12 protein-coding genes are annotated in these 20,391 nt (G+C 57.7%); 9 read left to right on the top strand and 3 right to left on the bottom strand.

Going from position 1 to position 20,391, the window contains the following annotated elements:
• Nucleotides 1-463: 463 nt before the first annotated feature.
• The 3 genes from OZX67_RS00830 to OZX67_RS00820 all read right to left on the bottom strand — a co-directional run bounded on the left by OZX67_RS00830 (nucleotide 464) and on the right by OZX67_RS00820 (nucleotide 11,321).
• Nucleotides 464-4,849 carry an Ig-like domain-containing protein gene (locus OZX67_RS00830; RefSeq protein ID WP_277143255.1) on the bottom strand — a complete coding sequence of 1,462 codons (4,386 nt, stop codon included), beginning with the start codon at nucleotides 4,847-4,849 and terminating at the stop codon, nucleotides 464-466.
• A gap of 322 nt (nucleotides 4,850-5,171) precedes the next feature.
• Nucleotides 5,172-9,113 carry a hypothetical protein gene (locus tag OZX67_RS00825; RefSeq protein WP_277143253.1) on the bottom strand — a complete coding sequence of 1,314 codons (3,942 nt, stop codon included), beginning with the start codon at nucleotides 9,111-9,113 and terminating at the stop codon, nucleotides 5,172-5,174.
• Between the two features lie 324 nt (nucleotides 9,114-9,437).
• Nucleotides 9,438-11,321: an MFS transporter gene (locus OZX67_RS00820; protein WP_277143251.1), complete on the bottom strand. Its 1,884-nt coding sequence runs from the start codon at nucleotides 11,319-11,321 to the stop codon at nucleotides 9,438-9,440.
• 327 nt (nucleotides 11,322-11,648) lie between these two features.
• Here OZX67_RS00820 and OZX67_RS00815 point away from each other — a divergent pair, with 327 nt between their 5' ends.
• From OZX67_RS00815 to nrdE, 9 genes are all read left to right on the top strand, one after another.
• On the top strand, nucleotides 11,649-12,518 hold the full coding sequence (locus tag OZX67_RS00815; protein WP_277143249.1) for a TetR/AcrR family transcriptional regulator: 870 nt from the start codon (nucleotides 11,649-11,651) through the stop codon (nucleotides 12,516-12,518).
• A 230-nt stretch (nucleotides 12,519-12,748) separates the two neighbouring features.
• Nucleotides 12,749-13,966: a hypothetical protein gene (locus OZX67_RS00810; RefSeq protein WP_277143247.1), complete on the top strand. Its 1,218-nt coding sequence runs from the start codon at nucleotides 12,749-12,751 to the stop codon at nucleotides 13,964-13,966.
• A 12-nt stretch (nucleotides 13,967-13,978) separates the two neighbouring features.
• Nucleotides 13,979-14,614 carry a hypothetical protein gene (locus OZX67_RS00805; RefSeq protein ID WP_277143244.1) on the top strand — a complete coding sequence of 212 codons (636 nt, stop codon included), beginning with the start codon at nucleotides 13,979-13,981 and terminating at the stop codon, nucleotides 14,612-14,614.
• Complete coding sequence (locus OZX67_RS00800) at nucleotides 14,589-15,296, top strand: hypothetical protein (RefSeq protein ID WP_277143242.1); 708 nt, start codon at nucleotides 14,589-14,591, stop codon at nucleotides 15,294-15,296. The genes OZX67_RS00805 and OZX67_RS00800 overlap by 26 nt, the downstream gene beginning before the upstream one ends.
• Nucleotides 15,297-15,383: 87 nt before the next feature.
• Complete coding sequence (locus OZX67_RS00795; protein WP_277143241.1) at nucleotides 15,384-15,989, top strand: hypothetical protein; 606 nt, start codon at nucleotides 15,384-15,386, stop codon at nucleotides 15,987-15,989.
• Between the two features lie 51 nt (nucleotides 15,990-16,040).
• On the top strand, nucleotides 16,041-16,592 hold the full coding sequence (locus OZX67_RS00790; RefSeq protein WP_277143239.1) for a hypothetical protein: 552 nt from the start codon (nucleotides 16,041-16,043) through the stop codon (nucleotides 16,590-16,592).
• 324 nt (nucleotides 16,593-16,916) lie between these two features.
• Entirely contained in the window at nucleotides 16,917-17,207 is a 291-nt protein-coding gene (locus OZX67_RS00785) for a glutaredoxin domain-containing protein (protein ID WP_277143237.1), read from the top strand.
• A gap of 216 nt (nucleotides 17,208-17,423) precedes the next feature.
• Entirely contained in the window at nucleotides 17,424-17,918 is a 495-nt protein-coding gene (gene nrdI, locus OZX67_RS00780; protein ID WP_277144806.1) for a class Ib ribonucleoside-diphosphate reductase assembly flavoprotein NrdI, read from the top strand.
• Nucleotides 17,919-18,082: 164 nt separating this feature from the next.
• A complete protein-coding gene (gene nrdE, locus OZX67_RS00775) occupies nucleotides 18,083-20,242 on the top strand; it encodes a class 1b ribonucleoside-diphosphate reductase subunit alpha (RefSeq protein WP_277144803.1) in 2,160 nt (719 codons plus the stop codon).
• Nucleotides 20,243-20,391 lie beyond the last annotated feature (149 nt).

Below are 20,391 nucleotides of genomic sequence, written 5' to 3'. Positions count from 1 at the left end.
ATTTTGATTACGATTGTTGCATTTCATCGTCTGATGACCTATAAGCGCCTAATATCAACGAAACTGAACAGTGTTAGGTAATACAATCGCGCTTGTCTTTTGTTCTGTCGGCGAATTGTGCACGCTCAACATCATCCCGAAAACGAACGCTTAAAATCAGCTGCCAGCATAGGAGCGAACATTTCATCTGATACTCGGATTTCAATACGATTGATTTTTGAGACAAATTATATATAAATAGTCCCCAAGATTTTCGCTGATGCAACCCTCGTTCGTTCGCAAAAGTAGCAAATCCCGGAACCGTACTCTTGCCCAGCAAAGGATTCATCAGGCGGAAAGGCAGGTACGAAAAAACTTGCGGCACCTCCTGTAACCGAATCATTCGATTCGACCTACAAGAAGATGCCGCAAGTTGCTTTAACCAGATGCTATCTAGATATTGCCCGCAATATCTTTGGGTGCCTCACTCAATGAACCTGCGCCGCAACGCAACCACGGCCGCGAGCGCAAGGGCCAGCACACCGGCCAGCTCCGCCACCGCAACCACTGCGTTGACATCGGCACCGGTGGCGCTCAAGCTTGCGCCGCTCGCACCGGCAGCACCCGACCGGGCATTCTTACCTGGCTTGTTGCCCACTGCCGCCGGGCCGCCGGGCAGACGCGGCGAGGAGCCAGGCAGCTGAGAGCCGGAACCGGGACCCTGAGACGCTCCGGGGCCAGCCCCGCCACCGGGAACCGGAGATCCAGAACCAGCCCCGCCACCGGGAACCGAAGATCCGGAACCCGAACCAGGGCCTTCGGAAGGAGGCGTGGAAGGTTGCCCGCCGGAAGGATGCGCCTGCTCGTAGTCGCTCAGCGATTGCACTCCGACGCGAAGCAGACCAGACAATCCGGGAACCTGCTGGCTGGTGGCCGTCACCTCATATTCCGCGGTTTCAGCGTCGGCGGGAACGGTAAGCGTTCCGGATTGGTCGATCGTCGGCTCGCCCGGAGTCTCACCTTGCGCCGAAATCTGCGAAAGCGACTCGTCCTGCGAAGGCGTATCACTCCGCGCCTCGCCTTGTACCGAAACCCGCGAAGGCGCTTTGCCCTGCGACTCACCCTGCGCAGCGTCCTGCGCCGAAGCCGAAGACGCGTCAACGCGCGTCAACGACCAGCGCACGGCCTTGCCCCAATCATCAGTCTGGGTATAAGGCGCCTTTCCAGTCACATCCAGCGCAAAGTGCACCGAAGCCTGCTTACCGGCGACAATCGGCCCCACGGAACCAGCCGGCAGGGCCAGTTTGATGGTCGCCGGAATCGGATGCGTGCGCACCTCCTGCCGAGGCTTCAAGCCGTCCGGGTTCGAGATGCCGAGCGGCAGTACCAGCGAACCGGGGAAATGATAGGTTCCGGGAGCGCTCTGATCGGTGTAGTTGCTCGGATCGTCGTCCCAACCGGGGATATTGAGCGTGACCTGCCCGCCGCTGGCAAGATGCGCGACGATGGTACTCGGCATACCCAGCTGCGTGCGGCTCAGCCCCACCGGCCTGTCAAGCGCAGGCAACGGGTCGAGCGAGGTGATGGCATCGGACTTGACGTGGATCGTCGCCGCCACCGGCCTGCCGATCTGCGGCACGTCCGCGCTGACCGTGAAATCGCCGTCCGTGGTGAAGCTCTGCGCATCAAACGTCGGCCATGTCACCGGCACGTCCATGTTCCTGCCGTCGGAATAGGTGACGTGCACCTTGTCCGGCAACGTCGGCACCTGGCCGGGCTTGATGGTGGCCTCGACCGGCGTGACCGAGGAGATATAGGAGTCGGAGATCAGCAGCTTGGGCGCAAGTGCGTCGGCAGTCATCGTAAAGCCGCTCATCGAGGCAGGCAGCTTGAACGTCCCGACCGCATGGTCGATGAACGCCTGCCGCGCCCCCTCGGTGGAGAAGGCGTCGAACCCGGCGTTGTCACGGTTGAAGTTCGGGGTATCGCTCATGGGCACATCCACCAGGAAGCTCACCGGCTTCATCGTGCCGAGGCTTTGCAGATACTGCGTCACGTCGATGTCCAACGCGTATTGGTTGTCGATGATTTCGCCGTTGGTCACCACCCGGCTGCCCGCCGGCTTAAGCGTGCCGTAGGTAGGGATATTCTCACCGGAACCCAAGGGCTGATGGTTGGCCGTGGTGACATCGTTATTGCCGGGTCCGTTGTTCCACGTGACGGTGTTCGCTTCCCAATTTGCATCGGTGGCGTAGGCATCCACGCGGAACGCGGTGTTGCGCAGCTGCTCGTCCGGGGTGGAGCCGGCACTGGTGTTGATATTGAACTGATTGACGTACACCCGAAGCTTCGCGTTCTTGATTTCGTTCGGCCTGCCCGCGTACGCGGATGGGTCGAACTTCACGTAGAACCTCCGGTTGTAGTTTGGCGAGGCGGAGTTCTTCAATCGCAGAACCAGGTTGTTCGAATAGTTCATACCGAACGGCGACTTGGGGTCGCTGGAAGCGGTTCCGTTTCCGGCCTGCGCTCCCATGGCCGTATCTGCGCTGCCACGTTGCACGGTGGCATCGCCCGTGGTGGTAAATGAACTTTGCACATTCGTCCCGGCTCCCAGCGCACCGGTCACCGTCACTGTAGCCTTCGCCTTGACATCGGTGATACCGTCAATCGCGCCGTAAACCGTAATCGTTCCGGCGTTCTTGTAGTCATCCTGCTTGACGTAATCCCACTTGACCGCATGGTTTTCCGTGCGTTGCGTGGTGCTGGAATCGACGGTTTCCTTGATGGTGACGTTGATGGACTGCGGCAGCTGCGGATAAACGCCGGCGGGCGTTGTAACGTTGACCGTTTCGGGCGTATAGTCCTTACGAATCTCGTGGTCCGAGACCTGATGGGCCCCGATATCGATACCACGGTCGAGAGTGCTGTCGCCGAAGAGATCCTCGCCCGGCATGCCTTCCTGCTTCTGGCCTTTGGCCACAGCAGGACTGTCGGCGGCGATCTTGAACAGGGACGCGCGCTGGCGCAGACGTTCCTTGGGATTGGCCCACGGCAGGCTGGTCGCCGGGTTGTCGAGCACGGTGTTGATCTGGCCATCGAGCTCACCCACGCCATTGGCCTCTGTTTCGATGGCAAGCTTCGGGTCGGCGAAGACATTGCCCGTGCCTTGCAGCCCCGACACGGTGGTGCCGCTGGCAGCGCTGGCGATGTCGGTGGTCGAGAAGAGGTTGTGGTTCAGGTAGGAGGCGGCATTGGCATGCAGATTGTGTTCTGTCGGGGTGTTGCCGTTCGGCGGATAGTTCGAAAGGAACTTCACCTTGCCCGCGCCGGCCTTGGCGACAACGTTGTTGTTGAAGTGGGCGATGACGCCGCTGCTGTCGCTGTTGTTGCCCTCGCCAAACAGGGATGTGGTCACGCCGTCGCCGACGTAGAACGTATTGTTGTAGATGTTGGGCATGGCGGCGCCGTCATCCTGAATCCAGTAATGGAAGAGGCTCTGCTCCTTGTAGGTGTAAGGATAGCCGCCCGCGCCGGGCCCGTCGGCGTTCGTGCCGGCGTTGCCGCCGCCGTCATTGGCCGAGATGTTGTAGCGTACCGTCGAATTGGCCTGGTCGCTCATCAGCAGCATGAAACCGCCGCCGTTGCCGTGGCTGTAGTTGTATTGGTAGGTCACGTTGCTCGACTGCATGTCGATGTCGAACGCCTCGGCGTCGTTGTATCCGAACCTGTTGCCATAGACCTCGTTGTATTGCGCGAGCACATTATGGCTGGCCATCACCCACAGAGCCGCGTAATTCTGCGTGCCGTAATCGGCAGCGCAGGCGTGGACGACGATATTGCCTTCGATCAGGCCGTTGTCGCCGACCTCGGACATCACGATGGCGTCGCCGGCGACGTTTTCAAGATAGTTGTTCTTGATGATCACATCGGTGAAGAGCTTGGGATAGTAGCCGGTATCGCTTTCGGCCTTGGTGCGCAGGCCTTCGAGGCCGACGCGTTGGACGATGTTGTTCTGCATGGTCAGATGGCTGAAGCCGGTATCGGCCACGCGGTTGGAGCTGTCGACGGGATTGCCATCGGGGTTGATCCAGTAGCCGAGCGCGATGATGCCGCCGGCGTGCTTGAGCTTCATCGGCAACCCGTCATGCTGGGCCTTGAGGTAGTACTCGGACTGCACGTCGTGCACGTAATCGTTCTCCACTGTGACGCCGTTGAGGTTGCGGTGAAGGCCATAACCCAGCAGCAAAATGCCCGCGCGCTGCTTGTCTCCGGGCTTCTTGTAGCCGTTCGGGTTGCTCAGTTCGGGGGTATTGGTCACCTCGAGATCGCGGATGGACCAGTATTCCTGGTTGGTCAGCTGCACGGCCCCGGAAATATAGCGCTTGAAAGTGCCGAGGACGTTCTCGGTCCCGTTGCCGTTGATGACCGGCCGCTTCGACGCGGTGTAAGTGGCCGCGCCGCCCTCGCTACGGGTATAGAGATCGACGACGATGGGCTTGCCGTTCACGCCGTTGCCTTTGGGCATCAGCGTCTGGCCGTTCCACGTGCTGCCGGACTCCAGGAGGATGTGGTCGCCCGGAGCATAGGTCTGCGCCGACACCTTGGTCAGGTTCTTCCATGCAGCCTGTGGACTCTTGCCGTCGTTGGCGTCATTGCCGTTGGCGTTGTCGACATAGTAGGTCGTGCCATCGGTGGACGGACCAGCCGAGACGAACGTGGCGTCGCTCCCGCGCGTGCTGACGCCTTGCGATGACACGGTTTTCGCGGAAGCGCTTTCACCTTTGCCCTCGCTTGCCGGTGCCGCCACCGCCATCGACGGGCTTACCAGCACCATCGAAAGCAGCGTGGCCGCCGCGGCAAAAACCGCCATCAGCTTCCCTTTTTTGCGATGTTGCCTTTCGGATTTGTGATCATTCGACTTTCTCATTACTCTCATAAACCACCTCATTCGTAAGTCCGTGACATCGGCCACTTCGCCGAAATCATCAAAGAACGCACTATGCGTACTTGATAAGTTTAATCATAATCCGATAATAACAATCACGTTTGCCGTTATTTGCAGTCAACTGTTTGCAGAAATTCCCGGTAGGGCACGATTCAGCATTCCACTATCACAAAAGCGGGGCTCAAGAAGGAACGGACCGTATCCGTTTCCTCCTGAGCCCCGCCTGGTATCAGCCTACGAAGAGGTTCTAGTCACGACTCGATAGATGCCTCCTGCGCGCGAACGCAAGCACGCAGCCGCCAACGAGCAGCAGCACCATCAGCGCTGAAATCGCAGCAACCGCGGAACCGCTGGCGACAAGACCGTTTGCAGAATTGCCGCCCTTTGCAGCATCGGCATGCTGGCCGTTGGTACCAGCGTTCTTAGAGCCGCCCGCCGCACCGGAAGCAGCGGAGTTGCCACCGGCTACGCCCAAGCCTGAGCCAGGACCGTGACCAGAGCCGTCACCGGTTCCGTTGCCAGAACCATTGGAGCCATGACCAGAACCTTGGCCGCCAGAGCCGCCATGACCGGAACCACCTTGGCCAGAACCCTGACCAGAGTTTCCATTGCCGGAACCGCCGTGACCAGAGCCTTGGTCGCCAGAACCTTGGTTGCCAGAGCCACCATGGTTGCCACCGTGATCAGAGCCTCCGTTGCCGGAACCATGTCCATCGCCGGAACCCTCAGAGCCCGAGCCGCTGTGATCGCCACCGGAACCACCGTGGCCGGAACCGCCGCCCTGACCAGGACCGCCGGAAGGCGTGGAGCTGCCGCCGCCGTGGCTCGGAGAAGAAGAACCGCCATCGTGACCAGGACCGCTCGGAGGCGTGGAAGGACTTCCACCACCATGGCTCGGCGAAGAACCGCTATCGTGGCTAGGCGGGGTCGACGGGCTCGGCGGGGACGGCGAGGTGCGCGTCAGCAAGAACACCTGCACTTCCGAGGTGTTGCCGGTCGCATCCTTGACCGCGATACCCACCTTGTCACCGGCATCCACTCCGTTCGGCCAGCTCTCGGAGAATGTGCCGTTCGCAGCCGTAGTCTCATGGGAGGCCAAGACATCGGGCTTCGGTGTCACGCCGTCGGACTTAAGCCACGTCAACATCACCGTATCCCCGGACTCTGCGACAGGGCCGCTTCGAGTCATTTCATCGTCGTAGGAAACCACCGTGCCAGAGACCGTACCATTCTTCGAGACGACGGCATGGCCGGCCTCGTTCGACACCCACGGCGCCTTCAAGTCGATGGACTCGTCCAGCTTGGCGAGCGCGGACTTCGTCGAATCACTGGTTTCGACCCACGCGCGGAACGTGTAGTCGCTGCCTTTACCGGTGGTATCGGAAGCGAAGGCGGATGCCGGGAACTCTGCGGCCCAGTCGCTGCCGGAAACCGTCACAGCAGAAGATGGGTCAGCGCCGGGAGTCGCATCAGCAGTGTCCTTGGGCACTACGTCCGCCTTCACGGTGTCCCCAGCCTCAAGTCCGCTAACGGTACCGCTGAACTTCACCGTACCGTTGGGCGTCGCGCCGGTCGTCGGCGTGATCACTACCGTGCTGATCACTGTAGGCGCCGTCGGAATACCCCGAGGCCGCGTCAACATCGTGGTCTCGGAGGTGTTGCCTGTATCGTCTTTCACCGTAATCAGAGCCTTGTCACCGTGCTGGGCACCGCTCGGCCAGTCGGCGGAGAATTCGCCGGTCATCGCGTCCGCGTCCAGTGTCGTATCCGCGTACAGTGACGAGTTATCGGCCTTCTGCCACTTAATCGTGACATGGCCATGCGCTTCGGCTACAAGGCCGGTTTGAGCCGTACTGTCAGCTGAAGTCTTGACTATTCCGCTGACCTTCGTCGTGGTGACCTGAGTATCCGTAACGCCCGGAGCCACCACGTCGACGGTTGCGTTCTTTTCGCCGAAATCAGACTCGTTGTTGGTAGTGTCCACGAGCTTCGCACGGAACGTGTATTCAATGCCCTTGCCGACAAGATCCGGGGTCTGCTCCAACAGCTCGGACGCGGGCACCGTCGCCGTCCACTTGCCATCGTTGTCCACCGTCACGTTGCCGGCAGGGACCTCATAGCCGGTAACGGTATCCAAGGCATTCTTCGCCACGACGCTGACTTTCACCGTATCGCCGGCGACGTAACCAGTGGTTTCGCCCTTCACCGTCACCGTGGCATTGGGAGTCGCCCCGGAAGTCGGCGTGGTCACTTCTACGCTCGTCACGCTCGGCGCGATTGGGTTGCTCTGCGGCATCACCAACGCCGCAATCGGTTTGGAGACATTACCGGCCAAATCAACGGCCGAAACCACCGCCTTGTCGCCCTGACGGGCCGATGACGGCCACGAAGCTGAAAATGTTCCGTCACCATTCACCGTCGGATTCGAATCGGCGACGGAGTCCCGCATTGCCGGCATCGGGTCACCGTCGGAAGTCTCCCACTTCACCGTCACCCGTGCGGTCGTGTCCGCCTTGCGATGATTTTGTTTGCTGGTATCAGCGGAAGTCATCACCTGGCCGCTGATACCTTCAGCACTGGCCTGCGCATCAACCACCCCAGGCGGGACCAAATCGATATGCTTCACTATCTTCGCATTTGCGCTCTTGCGGTGATCGGAAGTGACCATATGCACGCGGAACAGATAATCCGCTCCGTCACCGACGTCATCGCTGAATTGTGACGCCTTGAAACCGGCATACCAATTGCCGTCAGTGCTGCCGCTGTGAATCGTCAGACTTGCAAAATCGGCCGGTTTACCGGTCGTTCCATCAGGCGTGCTTTCACTACCGCCTTTGACCATATCCGCAACGACCGTATCGCTCGACGCGGGATTCTCCAGCGTACCGCTCACGGTGATCGTCGACGCCACGTCGTCAATGGCCGGCACGTGCGTCACTTTGCCCCAGATGGCATACAACGTCTGGTTTTCAACACCGTCAAGCGGCAACGTGACCTCCGCACCGGGCTGGTATTGCGCAACCGTATCCGTCCTGTTCTTGCTCCACCCAAGCAAATCGAATCCAGGTCTTGAAATGCCACTGGTCGCATCCGGCAGCTTAGCTGCAACACCTTTGCCTTCCGCAGGAATGTACTGCTTCTGAATTTTCCGAATGGTGCCTATTCCACCGTTGCTATCGAAGGAGAGCGAAGTCGATTTAGGCATAGCATCCTCGCGATACCACCAGACAGGAGTGGAATTTTTAGGAAGACCATCTGTATCAGGTGTTTTATAGGTAGAAGTGCCTTCCTTATACCATTTCTTTTTAAAATTCGCGAAGGAAGTTGTCGTATGGCCGGTATTGGCATCTCTAAACCATTTGAGAGGCAGACCCGTAAATGTATTATCGGGAATCCACGTCGAGGGGTAGCCTCTGTCCACCCTTCTCAGGAAAGGATTGTTGCCGATTCTGATTCTTCTCAGATTGGTGTCCCCCGCGAAAACCGCATCGTAGGCCCAAAGCGAATTATGACGGACTATCGTCGTTCCTGATAAATCCAACTCAGTCAGGGAATAGTCATGATAGAACTGGCGGCCTGCTCTGCTCCACGAAAAATATTGACTATCCGTCATACTCGAATACTGCGAATCATAGAAATTATCAAGTGTTACCTTGTCGAGGCCTTCTATCGATGTGGCATGGGTAAAATTGGCAAAAGCCCAATCATAAGTACGCAACTGGGCAGTTACCTTGACCTTGGTAACCATTTCAGAAATGCTTTTATCGGTGAATCCCGGAGTCGTGATTTTTCGCCCGATCCACGGGATTTGTGTTTCATTATTAGCATAAACATAAAGACCGTATGGCGAAGTTCGGTGATACAGGAAGTCGCCACCACCGAAATCCATCTCACATTCGGTGCCAACCTGCTTGATCTCCCAACTTACGCCGTTGAAAGTCTGCGGACCAGTAGGCACGCACGGAGGCAGCGGACCTGCCGGGTTGGGCGGGTCACCCTGCGTTGAAACGGCAGGAGCGTCTTGTGTCTGCGCTTCCCCGTCGCTTCTAGTTAACGACTGCTGGCTATCCTGCGTATCCTGGCTATCCTGCACAACCGGAACAGCCATCGCAAATTGGGGAGTTACCAATGTCGCCGCACCAGCCAATAATGCCACCATGCATGATGCCAAATGACGAATCTTCATCATCGAACCTTTTCCTTCAACCAATTATCTCTATCGACACAAAAAATTAAGGAACTCAAGCAAATGCGAACTTTCCATCGCTAAAATGTAATATACTGCAAAATCTAGACATATACTCTGGTATGTCTAGGTTTTTGAACGATTCGTCTAATCTTTTATTTCTTTGCGACTTCCCGATCCCATTACAAAGCAAACATAGCAAGCAATTGTCTAATAAAAACAATGAATGAGTTCTCGACTCGCTTCGACGAAAACATGAAAATGCCCTGCCAAGATATCGTTGGCAGGGCATGATTGCGAAATGACGAAATCTTAATTATGCAAAGACTATGCCACCTCATCGCGCTTGGCGGCGCGGGCGACCCAGACGGAAGCAATCAGGCCGATGGCGAGCAGGACGATGGCGGCGACGAGCGTCCATTGGCTGGCGCGGGTGAAGGCCGAGGTCATCGCGTCGAGAACCTGCGGACCGAGAGCGCCAAGCTTGCCGTGGACGCCTTGGGCACGGATGCCGACGATGGCCGAGCCGGCCGAAGCGTCGAGCGAGGTGGTGAGGCCGGAAACCAGTTGCGACGGCAGGCCGCGCACACTTTCAAGGGCGGTCGGCGCAATGTTCGTGACCATAACGGAAAGTACCAGGCCGGCGAGCGCCGCACCGATGCCGGTGCCGAGCTGGCGAATGGTCGATTGTGTCGCGGAGCCTTCTCCCGACTGGGCGACGGGCACTTCGGAGAGTACGAGGCTGGTGAGCTGGGCGGCGGCGAAACCGAGGCCGACGCCGTACATCACGAACGGCACAAGCAACCAGACCACCGACAGGCCCGGCCGCATCATCGCCATGAGGATGACGACGCTCAGAATCTCGACGATCAGGCCGAACTGCACGGTGTGCGGTGCGCCGATTTTCGCGGTGACCGGGCGCGCAAGACCGCCGGAAACGATGGCGCCGAGGCCCATGGTCGCCAGCAGCGCACCAGTGGGGATCATATTGAGACCACGCACATTAATAAGGTAAAGCGGAAGCACGAACATGATGACGAATTCGCCCGCCTGAATGGCTCCGGCGGCGATGTTGCCCATCGCGAAGGTCGGGATGCGGAAAAGCGAAAGGTCGAGCATCACCGGACGCAAGCTGCGGGCACGGCTGTTTTCGGCGTAAATGAACAGCGCGAAGAAAATAATGCCCAGCACGATGCAGATCGGAATGACCGAAACCGGCCAGTTCGCGTCCCACTTGAAGCCGAAGATGCCGAAGCCACCCTTTGGCTCGAGCCAGCCGTAAGTCTGGCCTTCAATCAGGCCGAAGAGCAGGAATGCGGAACCCAGCGCGGAGAGCACGACACCCAGCGGATCGAAGCCGTCGGGTTTGCCGGCGGACTTGGCGGCGTCTGCTGCGGCGAGTTTCTGCGCGGCGGCACCCATCGCCTTCGCTCCGGCCTTGCCGCCGGTTTTCGGTACGAAGAAGATGGCGGAGACGAAGACGATGATGCCAATCGGCAGGTTGACCAGGAAGATCCAGCGCCAGCCGATGGTCTGGGTGAAGAGGCCTCCGAGGAACGGACCGACCGCCGCGGCCGCGCTCATCACCGAACCCCAGACGCCGAACGCGATGGCACGGTTCTTGCCGCGGAACGAAGCCGAGACGATGGAAAGCGTCGATGGCATCACCAGCGCTCCGCCGATGGCCTGCACCGCGCGGGCGCTCAGCAGCAGCGTGGCCCCGTTGGAGGAGGCGGCGAGAGCGGAACCAGCGACGAAGACGACCACGCCGACCTGCAGAGTCAGCTTGCGCCCCTTGAGGTCGCCGAGCTTGCCGAACGGCAGCAAGAGCGCCGCGAGAATAATGTTGTATAGCGAAGTGACCCACTGCGCGTCGGTCAGGTTCAGCCCGATCTCGCGGATCATCACCGGAATCGAGACGTTGACGATGGAGCTGTCGAGCACGATCATCGCGAGCGCAAGCGCCAAAACCCACAGCGCGTTCCACGGCGGCTTCACGGCCGCGCCGGAAGTGGTTCCCTGAGCGCCAGAAGCGGTTTTGCCGGCGGAACGAGAAACGGGATTTTCCGCGCCCGCTTTGCTCAAACCAATCTCGCTACCTGCTTTCATGCTTGGCTTCTTTCCTGCAACGGACGAAGGCATCTTGGTTGCATTCTCCGGAACCGTATCCCTGTGTTTCTGCGGAATCCGGCCGTTTTGTTGTTCGTCCATAAGCGTTCTTTCCTGAAGATTTTGATGAGATCATAAACCGTAGAAACCCAAATGGGTCAGTATTACAGTAAGTGTATATTTTTAGGACACATTGTCTCAAACTTTGTGTGACTATACTCCGTTGCCGCAAGCCATGCAACTCGACGGCCCCTTCCGGCCACGAAATTCGCCCAACGGAAAATGAAATGTACGACACGGTTCATTCTGTCGCGCAGCAACGGCCAAACGTCCGCACCCCGAGCGGCAACGGAACGCGGACAAGGCAGACGGATAATATAGGACATAACGCTGCCGCCAGCAGCCATGCTGCGAAAACGAGAGGACGATATGCCACGCATCAATGAGGCCAATCTTGAGGAACATCGCCGTCACACCATGAACGCGCTGCTCGATTCGGCGGAAAAAATCATGCGCGAGCAGGGCGGCGAAGCCCTCACCCCGGCCAACGTCAGCAAGGGAGCCGGCATCGCCCGCAACTCGATCTATCGTTACGTGCGTGATATGAAGGACCTGCGCCGCCAGCTCATGGCACGGCACATGCCGCAATGGGTCGAGGCGCTGGAAAAGGGCTTGGGCGGCGTCACCGACCCGGCAGAAATCATCGTGCAGTGGGTCAAGATCAATCTCGAACAGTCCATTTTGCAGGGCCACGATTGGATGACACAGATACCGCTGAGCGACGCCGAAACCTACCGCGACGACAAAGGCCTTTGGCCGAAGCCCGGCAAGGACGGCGATGGCAATGGCAACAGCAACGGCCACGAACCGCGAGAACGCAGGAACGAAGCCGGCCCTCAAGGCGCGGCAAGCCAAGTGCAATCCGCCAAAATCGACGGCAACAAATCGAACAACGCCTCGAAGTGCCCGATAGACATACCGGAAAACGTCTCGGGATGCCCGATAGACATGCCATCAGGCACATTGAGCGAAGATGACGCGCAAACTCCCAGCGACCAGCCGCTCGAACCAACGCAACCGAGCTTGCACGAACGCATCAATACACCGATCGTCAGGGCTTGGGGGCAGCTGAGCCCGACAAGCCCGCAGGTCGGCATCGCGGTGACCGAAGGCCTCGTTTCCAGCGGAATGAAGCTTTTGAGCGGCAAAGAGCAGACCTCTGAACTGCGAGCCGCCGAAATCCTCGACATCGAACGCGCCATCCGCGCCATCGTCAAGGAACTGCGCGAGGACCAATAGCCCGCGAACGTCCCTAATCGGACGAACATCGCCCGTAACCCCACGCAACAGCGCCCCTTTGCCAAGACCGCGATCGTCATAACAGAGCGTTCGCGCTATCACAGTGGATTCTTGCGCGCCAAAATCAAACAGCTCACCTCAAGCAAACCGCGGTTTCAAAATAAATTCTAAAATAATAATTATAATTACTTTATAGTAGTATTGAGTCATTCCATTATGGAGATGAGCCAATGCCGTATTCCGATACGATTCGCAGCAGAATCGCCGCCCTCGACCGCAAAGCGTCCGAACTCAACGCCGACCACAGGGATTTCACGGATCGCACCAAACAGCAGTTCCTCCAATGGGCCAAAGAAGTGGAACCGAAGAACGCTTGGCAACAATTCTGGGACCCAATCGAAAACGGGTACATCGCCAACGAGCTCTCGCAACAAGAGACAGTTGCGGCGCAGACAGGCACCGAACTAGCGGCGGGCTACGAACGTGACGTCATCGATATGAACGATATGTCCGTCCAGCAGATCAACAAGATCTGGCAGAAAGTGAACGATGACGCCAACGAGGCGCTGTCGAAATTCGTTGCTACTCGAAGCGACCTTGAAGGGTTCCAGCAGCAACTCGACGCGCTGGCGGACACCATGTCCGGCGGCACAGGAAGCGGAACGCTCGACATCGACTATATCAATGGCGGGCTCAGTGCGAGCGTCGCCTCCTTCAACAAGCTTGACGCAATCTACAAGGACATCGAAGGCATGGGGCTGACTGAGGCCGAGGCGTCACAATCGCCCGACGTGATGGCCGAAGTGCTTAAGCGCATGGGCAACAACATCCTCCAACTGGAGCCTGAACTAGCGGCAAACGGAACATTCGAAGTCGGGCTCGGACCTGGACTCGTGATGACCCTGTCGCTATCGACCGAAAGCGATCACCGGAGCGGTCTTAAAATTACTGTTCCGGATTCCATCATCAAAGGCCAAAGAACCGAGCTAAAGGACCTCATCTCCTTCGATCCAGAAGGGCTCGTTGTAGGCGCCGACGGACAGCCGGTTGACAATCCGTACCTGAAGGACCAAGGATACGGGGATTGGGAAAATGAACCTCCCATCCCTGCTAAGAATGGTGACATTACATACAAATCCACCAGAAAACATGGAGACAAGACACAAAGGTATTCCGAAACAATCAATCTCGCCAAGCCTTCCTTGGCTATGTCTGTAGGGGTTTCTCAACCAGTAAATGGAGGCACCGTATCTACTGATATCGGACTTAAAACTACTATGAATGATTGGCATCCTTTCCGTAAACCCGACCCGGTCAAAGACCCAGTAAGGGTTCCTGTACCAAACCTACCCGATTGGCATCGGGAGCCTGTACGCGAGCCGGTACCAGGACGTTCGCCAGTACCGCTACTCCCATATCCAATTCCTCCCGTCATCCCTGCATTCTGAAAGAACCTACGAATGGCACAATCTCACTTACGACAGAAAACGAGCTTGCAAACAGCCGCCGCACTGCTGCTCGCCGTCCTCACCATGCTCCTCGCCACCGCATGCGGGGCCGCGCCCCAGGAGAGCACACCGACACCTTCCCCCAATCCCCGGCCCAAGACCGAGCAAATCACCTACCCGGCACAATTCATTCATGCTTTTGGCTATGACGATGGAATGCGTGGATCTCGCAAAGCCGCCAAAGATTTCAAAGACTCCGGCGACTTCACCAACGCCTACGCCATGAAAAACGGAGACGTCATCGTCATCGCCACTGAAAAGCAACGGCAAAATCGTATTAAAGAATACGATACGAAAATCGCAGAAGGCGAAAAGGAATTCCAACAGGGAAGCCCCGACTACCGCTACCAAATCAACTCTGGCGGCACCGCCATGACCATATGGGCAGACAGACACCTCACCCCTACGTCCGACAGCGGCATCTCCTTCACGACGCCGCTCTATTACGGCTACAACTATTACATGAAAGGAAACACCGGCCCGTGGGACATGACCATCACCGTACGCAACTGCCACACCGACCAGTTCATCCACCAATACCAGCTCTCTCAAGGATGGAAACATGGAATGGATGAACTCGGCGAATGAGATGGAAACATCTATGAAACACGAAAGCCACACTTGGCGCGGAACGAGACCGGCAGCCTCCCGACACCGCGCAAAGCAGAAAACCAGCCTGCGAACAGCTGCTACACTCCTGCTCGCCGTCCTCACCATGCTCCTCGCCACCGCATGCGGTCGAGCACCTACGACCACAACGCGCAAACCGTCCCCGCAGCCCAAGACCCAGAAAGTCGTTTATTCAACGCAATACGTCCATGCCTATTACCGCAAAAACAGCCAAGGAGCGGCAAAGGCCGCCAAAGACCTCAAAGAGTCGGGCGATTTCATCAATGCCTATCCTCAAGAGGATGGCAGCGTCGTAGGCGTTACGACGGAACGAAAGCTACGGAACCGCATCAAAGACAACAACGAGCGAATCGAAAATTGCGAAAAGGGGTTTCTCAAAGCAAGCCCGGACTACCGGTACAACGTCAATGAAGACGGCACCGCCATGACCATATGGGCCGACAAGAACCTCGGCCCTGTAGCGGACAGCGACATCAGCTTCATCGCCGCAACCGCTTTTGGCGATAACTACTATCTGAAAGGCCATACTGGCCCCTGGGATATGACCATCACCATACGCAACTGCCACACCGACCAGTTCATCCACCAATACCAATTCTTCGAAGGCTGGAAACATGGAATGGACGAGCTTGGCGATTGAAACAGGACATCCATGAGACATGAAAACCACACTCGCCGCGGAACGAGACCAGCAACTCCTAAACACCAAATTGGACAGAAGACGAGCTTGCAAACAGCCGCCACACTGCTGCTCGCCGTCCTCACCATGCTCCTCTCCACCGCATGCGGGGCCGCGCCTACGGCCGACACGCAACAAACCGACAAGCCACAGCCCAGGACCGAAAAAATCGTATACCCCGCCCAATTCGTACGCACTTTCGGATACTACGATGACATAAAAACACCTGCCGCCGTGGCAAAAAGCATGGAAGACACCGGCCAGAAATACGTGACCAAAGCATACGCCGACAGCAACGGCGACGTCGTCGCGCTCGTCACCGAACGGCAACGGCAAGCCAACATCCAAGCCAACAACGAATGGATAAACAGAGGAGAAAAGGACTTCCAAAAAGGCAGCCCGGACTACCGCTACCAGATCAACCAGGACGGCACCGCCATGACCGTATGGGCCGACAAGCACCTCACCCCCGACCCCAGCATCGGCATCTTCACGATAACCCCCGTGTATAGCGGCATGAACTACTACATGGAACGACACACCGGCTCGTGGGACATGACCATCACCGTACGCAACTGCCACACCGACCAGCAGGTCGGCCAATTCACCGCCACACAAGGCTTCACCCTCGACCCCGCCACCTTCGGCGACTGAGCGCGTTAAAACCATCGTGAAACAAACGAATATTCCGAGCAAGGAGCAGAGATGAAAGAAGAGAGCATCTTCGACGGAACGGTAACGCTTAAGATTCCGGATAGCTACGAACGCTGGAACGGGGATACACAGCAATCTGACGACACCGAAGAAACCACGGCATCTCAGACCAGCGTCGACGACGACCCGTACAATGCCCAGTTCATCCAAAACCTCGCGCCCAATGGCTTGTTCAGAGCGCGCGCCGACACTTACGTCACCGGCTCGATTAGCCAAAATCCTTGGCAACCCGACAAACTCAGTGAGCGTCTTAACGACTATTACCAAACCGCCATGCGCAGTCTACCGATGGTCCGCAATGCGGAAATCGGGACCCGCCCCGCCTCGCACGACAAGGAAACGCAGGAAATCGGCATGCTCCATTACACGTTCGCAACCCCGACAAGCGACTGGTTCGCCTGCACCATCCTGCTACCGGTTGACGCCAAGGAAGCCACGCTCACTATGCTGTGCACATTCGACCATGCAATCGTAGGAGCTATGGAATTCATGTCTATCGCCGACTCCGTCACGCTCAACCAGCTTTCGCCAGCACAGGAATAACGTTCGTTGCAATACCCGTAATCAACCAATTCGGAATCCGGGAAATCAGAGACTTGTCCACCAAAATATCCACGTTTTTCCACATCAATCCACTTGTCTATTTTTATTTGCACCCAGGATTTGTGAGATAGAGCACAGCGGCCGAAAGACCCTCTCACGCGCCCTTATCCGACTACCCTTCTGCCACATGCCTTTCGAGGCTACAAGCACTATATCTAGTGGTCAATTAAGCGACACGCTACTATAGGTTGGGGTTCAGTTTGGAACTACAACCATGTAGTCTGAGTTCTTGAAAGCTTACAACACATCAATTCGGAGGTTACGATGACCGTCACCGTTTTCACCAAACAACACTGCCCGCAATGCATGGCGACCGAACGCCAGCTCAAGCGCCAGAACATCACGTTCGAGACGGTGGACCTGACCAACAACCCCTCCACCGTGCAGCAGCTCATCGACGCCGGCTTCAAGCAGACACCCGTGGTCATCACGCCGGACTCCTCATGGAGCGGCTATCGCCCCGACCTCATCAAGGCGCTCGGCACCGGCGACGTCGCCGAAACGGCTGAGACCGCGGCGGCCACAGCACCGGCAAACAGCCACGTGGCGGCATGATCTCCGTCTCATTCGCAAGATCGGCGATACACAGAGCAATACACACCCAGCAGTTCACGCAAAGAGACATGAACCGTTACGAACACAACGAGCAAGAGATACATGAAGTCAGCAACGACAAGTGATTCATTGAACCCGGACGGAGCGCCCGAACCCGCAGCACAAGCCACAGCACCTGCGCAAAACAATACTTCGCGGCCGGTGGATGAGCAGGATCTGCTCGCGGCCAGCGAACCAGAAGCCAGGGCCAACGGCGAACACATCGGTGCCGTGGTCTATTTCTCTTCGGTTTCCAACAACACAGCGAGGTTCATCGAAAGCTGCGGATTCCCCGATGAAGGCATCAACGTCTACCGCATTCCGTTGCGCCCCAAAGAGGCACCGCTTGAGGTGCGCGAACCTTACGTCCTCATCGTGCCGACCTACGGCGGCGGCAACATCGCGAAAGCGCTGCTGCCGCAGATTCGCAAGTTTTTGAACGGGCACAAGAACCGCAGTTTTATTCGTGGGGTCATCTCGTCGGGCAACAGGAACTTCGCCACTGCGTTTTGCGCGGCAGGCGACATCATCTCCAAGAAATGCCACGTCCCGTTCATGTACAATTTCGAGCTCTTGGGCACCCCGGACGACCAACGTCAGGTACGCGAAGGCGTCCGCGACTTCTTCCTTGACGCGAAGAAGAAACAGAATGCGCAAGGTCGGCAGCAGTAAACGCTGCGACCAAGAAGCGATAAAAGTTTTGCGCCGCTATCCTGCCATTCGTTAGGCCCGATGGCGGCCATAAAAATTGAATTCGATATAGACAATTGCCGCGCTTTTACGACGGCAGATAAGAAGATAGGAACACAATGGCTCTCAACGATACAGCGCTGAGCATGGACAACACCGTCGAAGACACCGGTTTCGACCCGGAGCACGACTATCATTCGCTCAACGCGATGCTCAACCTCTACGACGAGAACGGCAACATCCAGTTCGACGCCGACAAGGAGGCCGAGCGAGCCTACATGACCACGCACGTGGCCAAGAACACCAAGAAGTTCGCCTCCACCGCCGAACGCCTCAAGTATCTGGAAGACAACCTGTATTACGATAAGTCCGTCTTCGACCAGTACACCCCGGAGTTCCTGGATTCGTTCTACAAGCACGTCGAAGATGCCGGCTTCGAGTTCGAGACCTTCCTCGGCGCCTTCAAGTTCTACCGCTCCTACGCGCTGAAGACCTTCGACGGCAAGCAGTATCTCGAGGACTTCCCGCAACGCAGCGCCGCCGTGGCACTCGAGTTGGCCGCCGGCGACGAAAAACTCGCCGTCAAGTATGTCGACGAAATTCTCTCCGGCCGTTTCCAGCCCGCCACCCCGACCTTCCTGAACCTCGGCAAGGCCCAGCGCGGCGAGCCCGTCTCCTGCTTCCTCGTGCGCATCGAGGACAACATGGAATCCATCGCCCGCGGCATCAACTCCGCCCTGCAGCTTTCCAAGCGCGGCGGCGGCGTGGCTCTGCTGCTTTCCAACCTTCGTGAGCAGGGCGCTCCGATCAAGCACATCGAGCACCAGTCCAGCGGCGTCGTGCCGGTGATGAAGCTTTTGGAGGACTCCTTCTCCTACGCCAACCAGCTCGGCGCACGTCAGGGTGCGGGTGCGGTCTACTTGAACGCTCACCATCCCGACATCCTGCGTTTCCTCGATACCAAGCGCGAGAACGCCGACGAGAAGACGCGAATCAAATCGCTCTCCCTGGGCGTGGTCATCCCCGACATCACCTTCGAGCTCGCCAAGCGCAAGGAGAAGATGGCCCTCTTCTCCCCCTACGACGTCGAGCGCGTCTACGGCAAGCCGTTCGCGGATATCTCCGTCACCGAAAAGTATGACGAAATGCTGCACGACGACCGCATCCACAAGACCTATATCGACGCCCGCGAGTTCTTCATGACCCTCGGCGAGGTGCAGTTCGAGTCCGGCTACCCCTACATCCTCTTCGAGGACACCGTCAACCGCGCCAACCCGATCGACGGCCGCGTGACCATGTCCAACCTCTGCTCCGAGATCCTTCAGGTGCAGGAACCCTCCACTTATAACGCCGATCTCAGCTACGACCACGTCGGCAAGGACATCTCCTGCAACTTGGGATCGCTCAACATCGCGAAGGCGATGGACGGCGGCCTGGCCGACCCGGTGGAGACCGCAATCCGCGCTTTGACTTCCGTTTCCGAGCAGACCCACATCGATTCCGTACCGTCCATCAAGCGCGGCAACGAAGAGGGCCACTCCATCGGCTTGGGGCAGATGAACCTGCACGGCTTCCTCGCCCGCGAGCACATGTTCTACGGCTCCGAAGAGGCGCTGGACTTCACCGACATGTACTTCATGACCGTTGCCTATCACGCTTACAAGGCCTCGCACAAGCTGGCCGTCGAGCGCGGCCACGCCTTCTCGACCTTCGGCACCTCCGATTACGCCAAGCCTGCCGGCCAGGGCAACTACTTCGACAAGTACACCGATGGCCGCCGCTCGCTTGAACCGAAGACCCAGACCGTGAAGGACCTCTTCGAGCGCTTCGGCATCCACATCCCCACAGTCTCCGACTGGGAAACGCTGCGCGACGAGATTCTCAAGGACGGCATCTACAACGAGTACCTGCAGGCCGTGCCGCCGACCGGTTCGATCTCCTACATCAACCACTCCACCTCCTCGATCCACCCGATCGCCTCGAAGATCGAGATCCGTAAGGAAGGCAAGGTCGGTCGCGTCTACTATCCGGCGCCGTACATGACCAACGACAACCTCGAGTACTTTGAGGACGCCTACGAAATCGGCTGGAAGAAGATCGTGGACACCTACGCCGAGGCCACCCAGCACGTCGACCAGGGCCTTTCGCTGACCCTCTTCTTCCCCGCCGGCGTCACCACGCGCGAGCTCAACAAGGCGCAGATCTACGCCTGGCGCAAGGGCATCAAAACCCTCTACTACATCCGCATCCGCCAGCAGGCGCTTGAGGGCACCGAGGTCGAGGGCTGCGTCAGCTGCATGCTGTAAACAACCATAAACAATAAATAATAAATAATATGAACCCCTCCCAAAGTCGCTTGATTTCGGGAGGGGTTCATATTATCGAAGCCCGTAAATGCCCTGTTTAATAGGTTCCGATGACCGATCAAACAGGGCGTCCAATAGCCGATATCGTT

Source organism: Bifidobacterium sp. ESL0728 (assembly GCF_029392015.1).
Taxonomy (GTDB): Bacteria; Actinomycetota; Actinomycetes; order Actinomycetales; family Bifidobacteriaceae; genus Bifidobacterium.
The sequence above is the reverse complement of the archived record's forward strand: the minus strand, read 5'-3'. Positions and strand labels throughout refer to the sequence as shown.

Bases quoted from the DNA above. Each gene is read 5' to 3' on its own strand.
- OZX67_RS00815 (WP_277143249.1), top strand. From the start codon at position 11,649: ATGCCACGCATCAATGAGGCCAATCTTGAGGAACATCGCCGTCACACC.
- OZX67_RS00790 (WP_277143239.1), top strand. From the start codon at position 16,041: ATGAAAGAAGAGAGCATCTTCGACGGAACGGTAACGCTTAAGATTCCG.
- OZX67_RS00825 (WP_277143253.1), bottom strand. From the start codon at position 9,113: ATGATGAAGATTCGTCATTTGGCATCATGCATGGTGGCATTATTGGCT.
- OZX67_RS00805 (WP_277143244.1), top strand. From the start codon at position 13,979: ATGGCACAATCTCACTTACGACAGAAAACGAGCTTGCAAACAGCCGCC.
- nrdE (WP_277144803.1), top strand. From the start codon at position 18,083: ATGGACAACACCGTCGAAGACACCGGTTTCGACCCGGAGCACGACTAT.
- OZX67_RS00810 (WP_277143247.1), top strand. From the start codon at position 12,749: ATGCCGTATTCCGATACGATTCGCAGCAGAATCGCCGCCCTCGACCGC.
- OZX67_RS00830 (WP_277143255.1), bottom strand. From the start codon at position 4,849: ATGGCGGTTTTTGCCGCGGCGGCCACGCTGCTTTCGATGGTGCTGGTA.
- OZX67_RS00800 (WP_277143242.1), top strand. From the start codon at position 14,589: ATGGAATGGATGAACTCGGCGAATGAGATGGAAACATCTATGAAACAC.
- OZX67_RS00820 (WP_277143251.1), bottom strand. From the start codon at position 11,321: ATGGACGAACAACAAAACGGCCGGATTCCGCAGAAACACAGGGATACG.
- OZX67_RS00785 (WP_277143237.1), top strand. From the start codon at position 16,917: ATGACCGTCACCGTTTTCACCAAACAACACTGCCCGCAATGCATGGCG.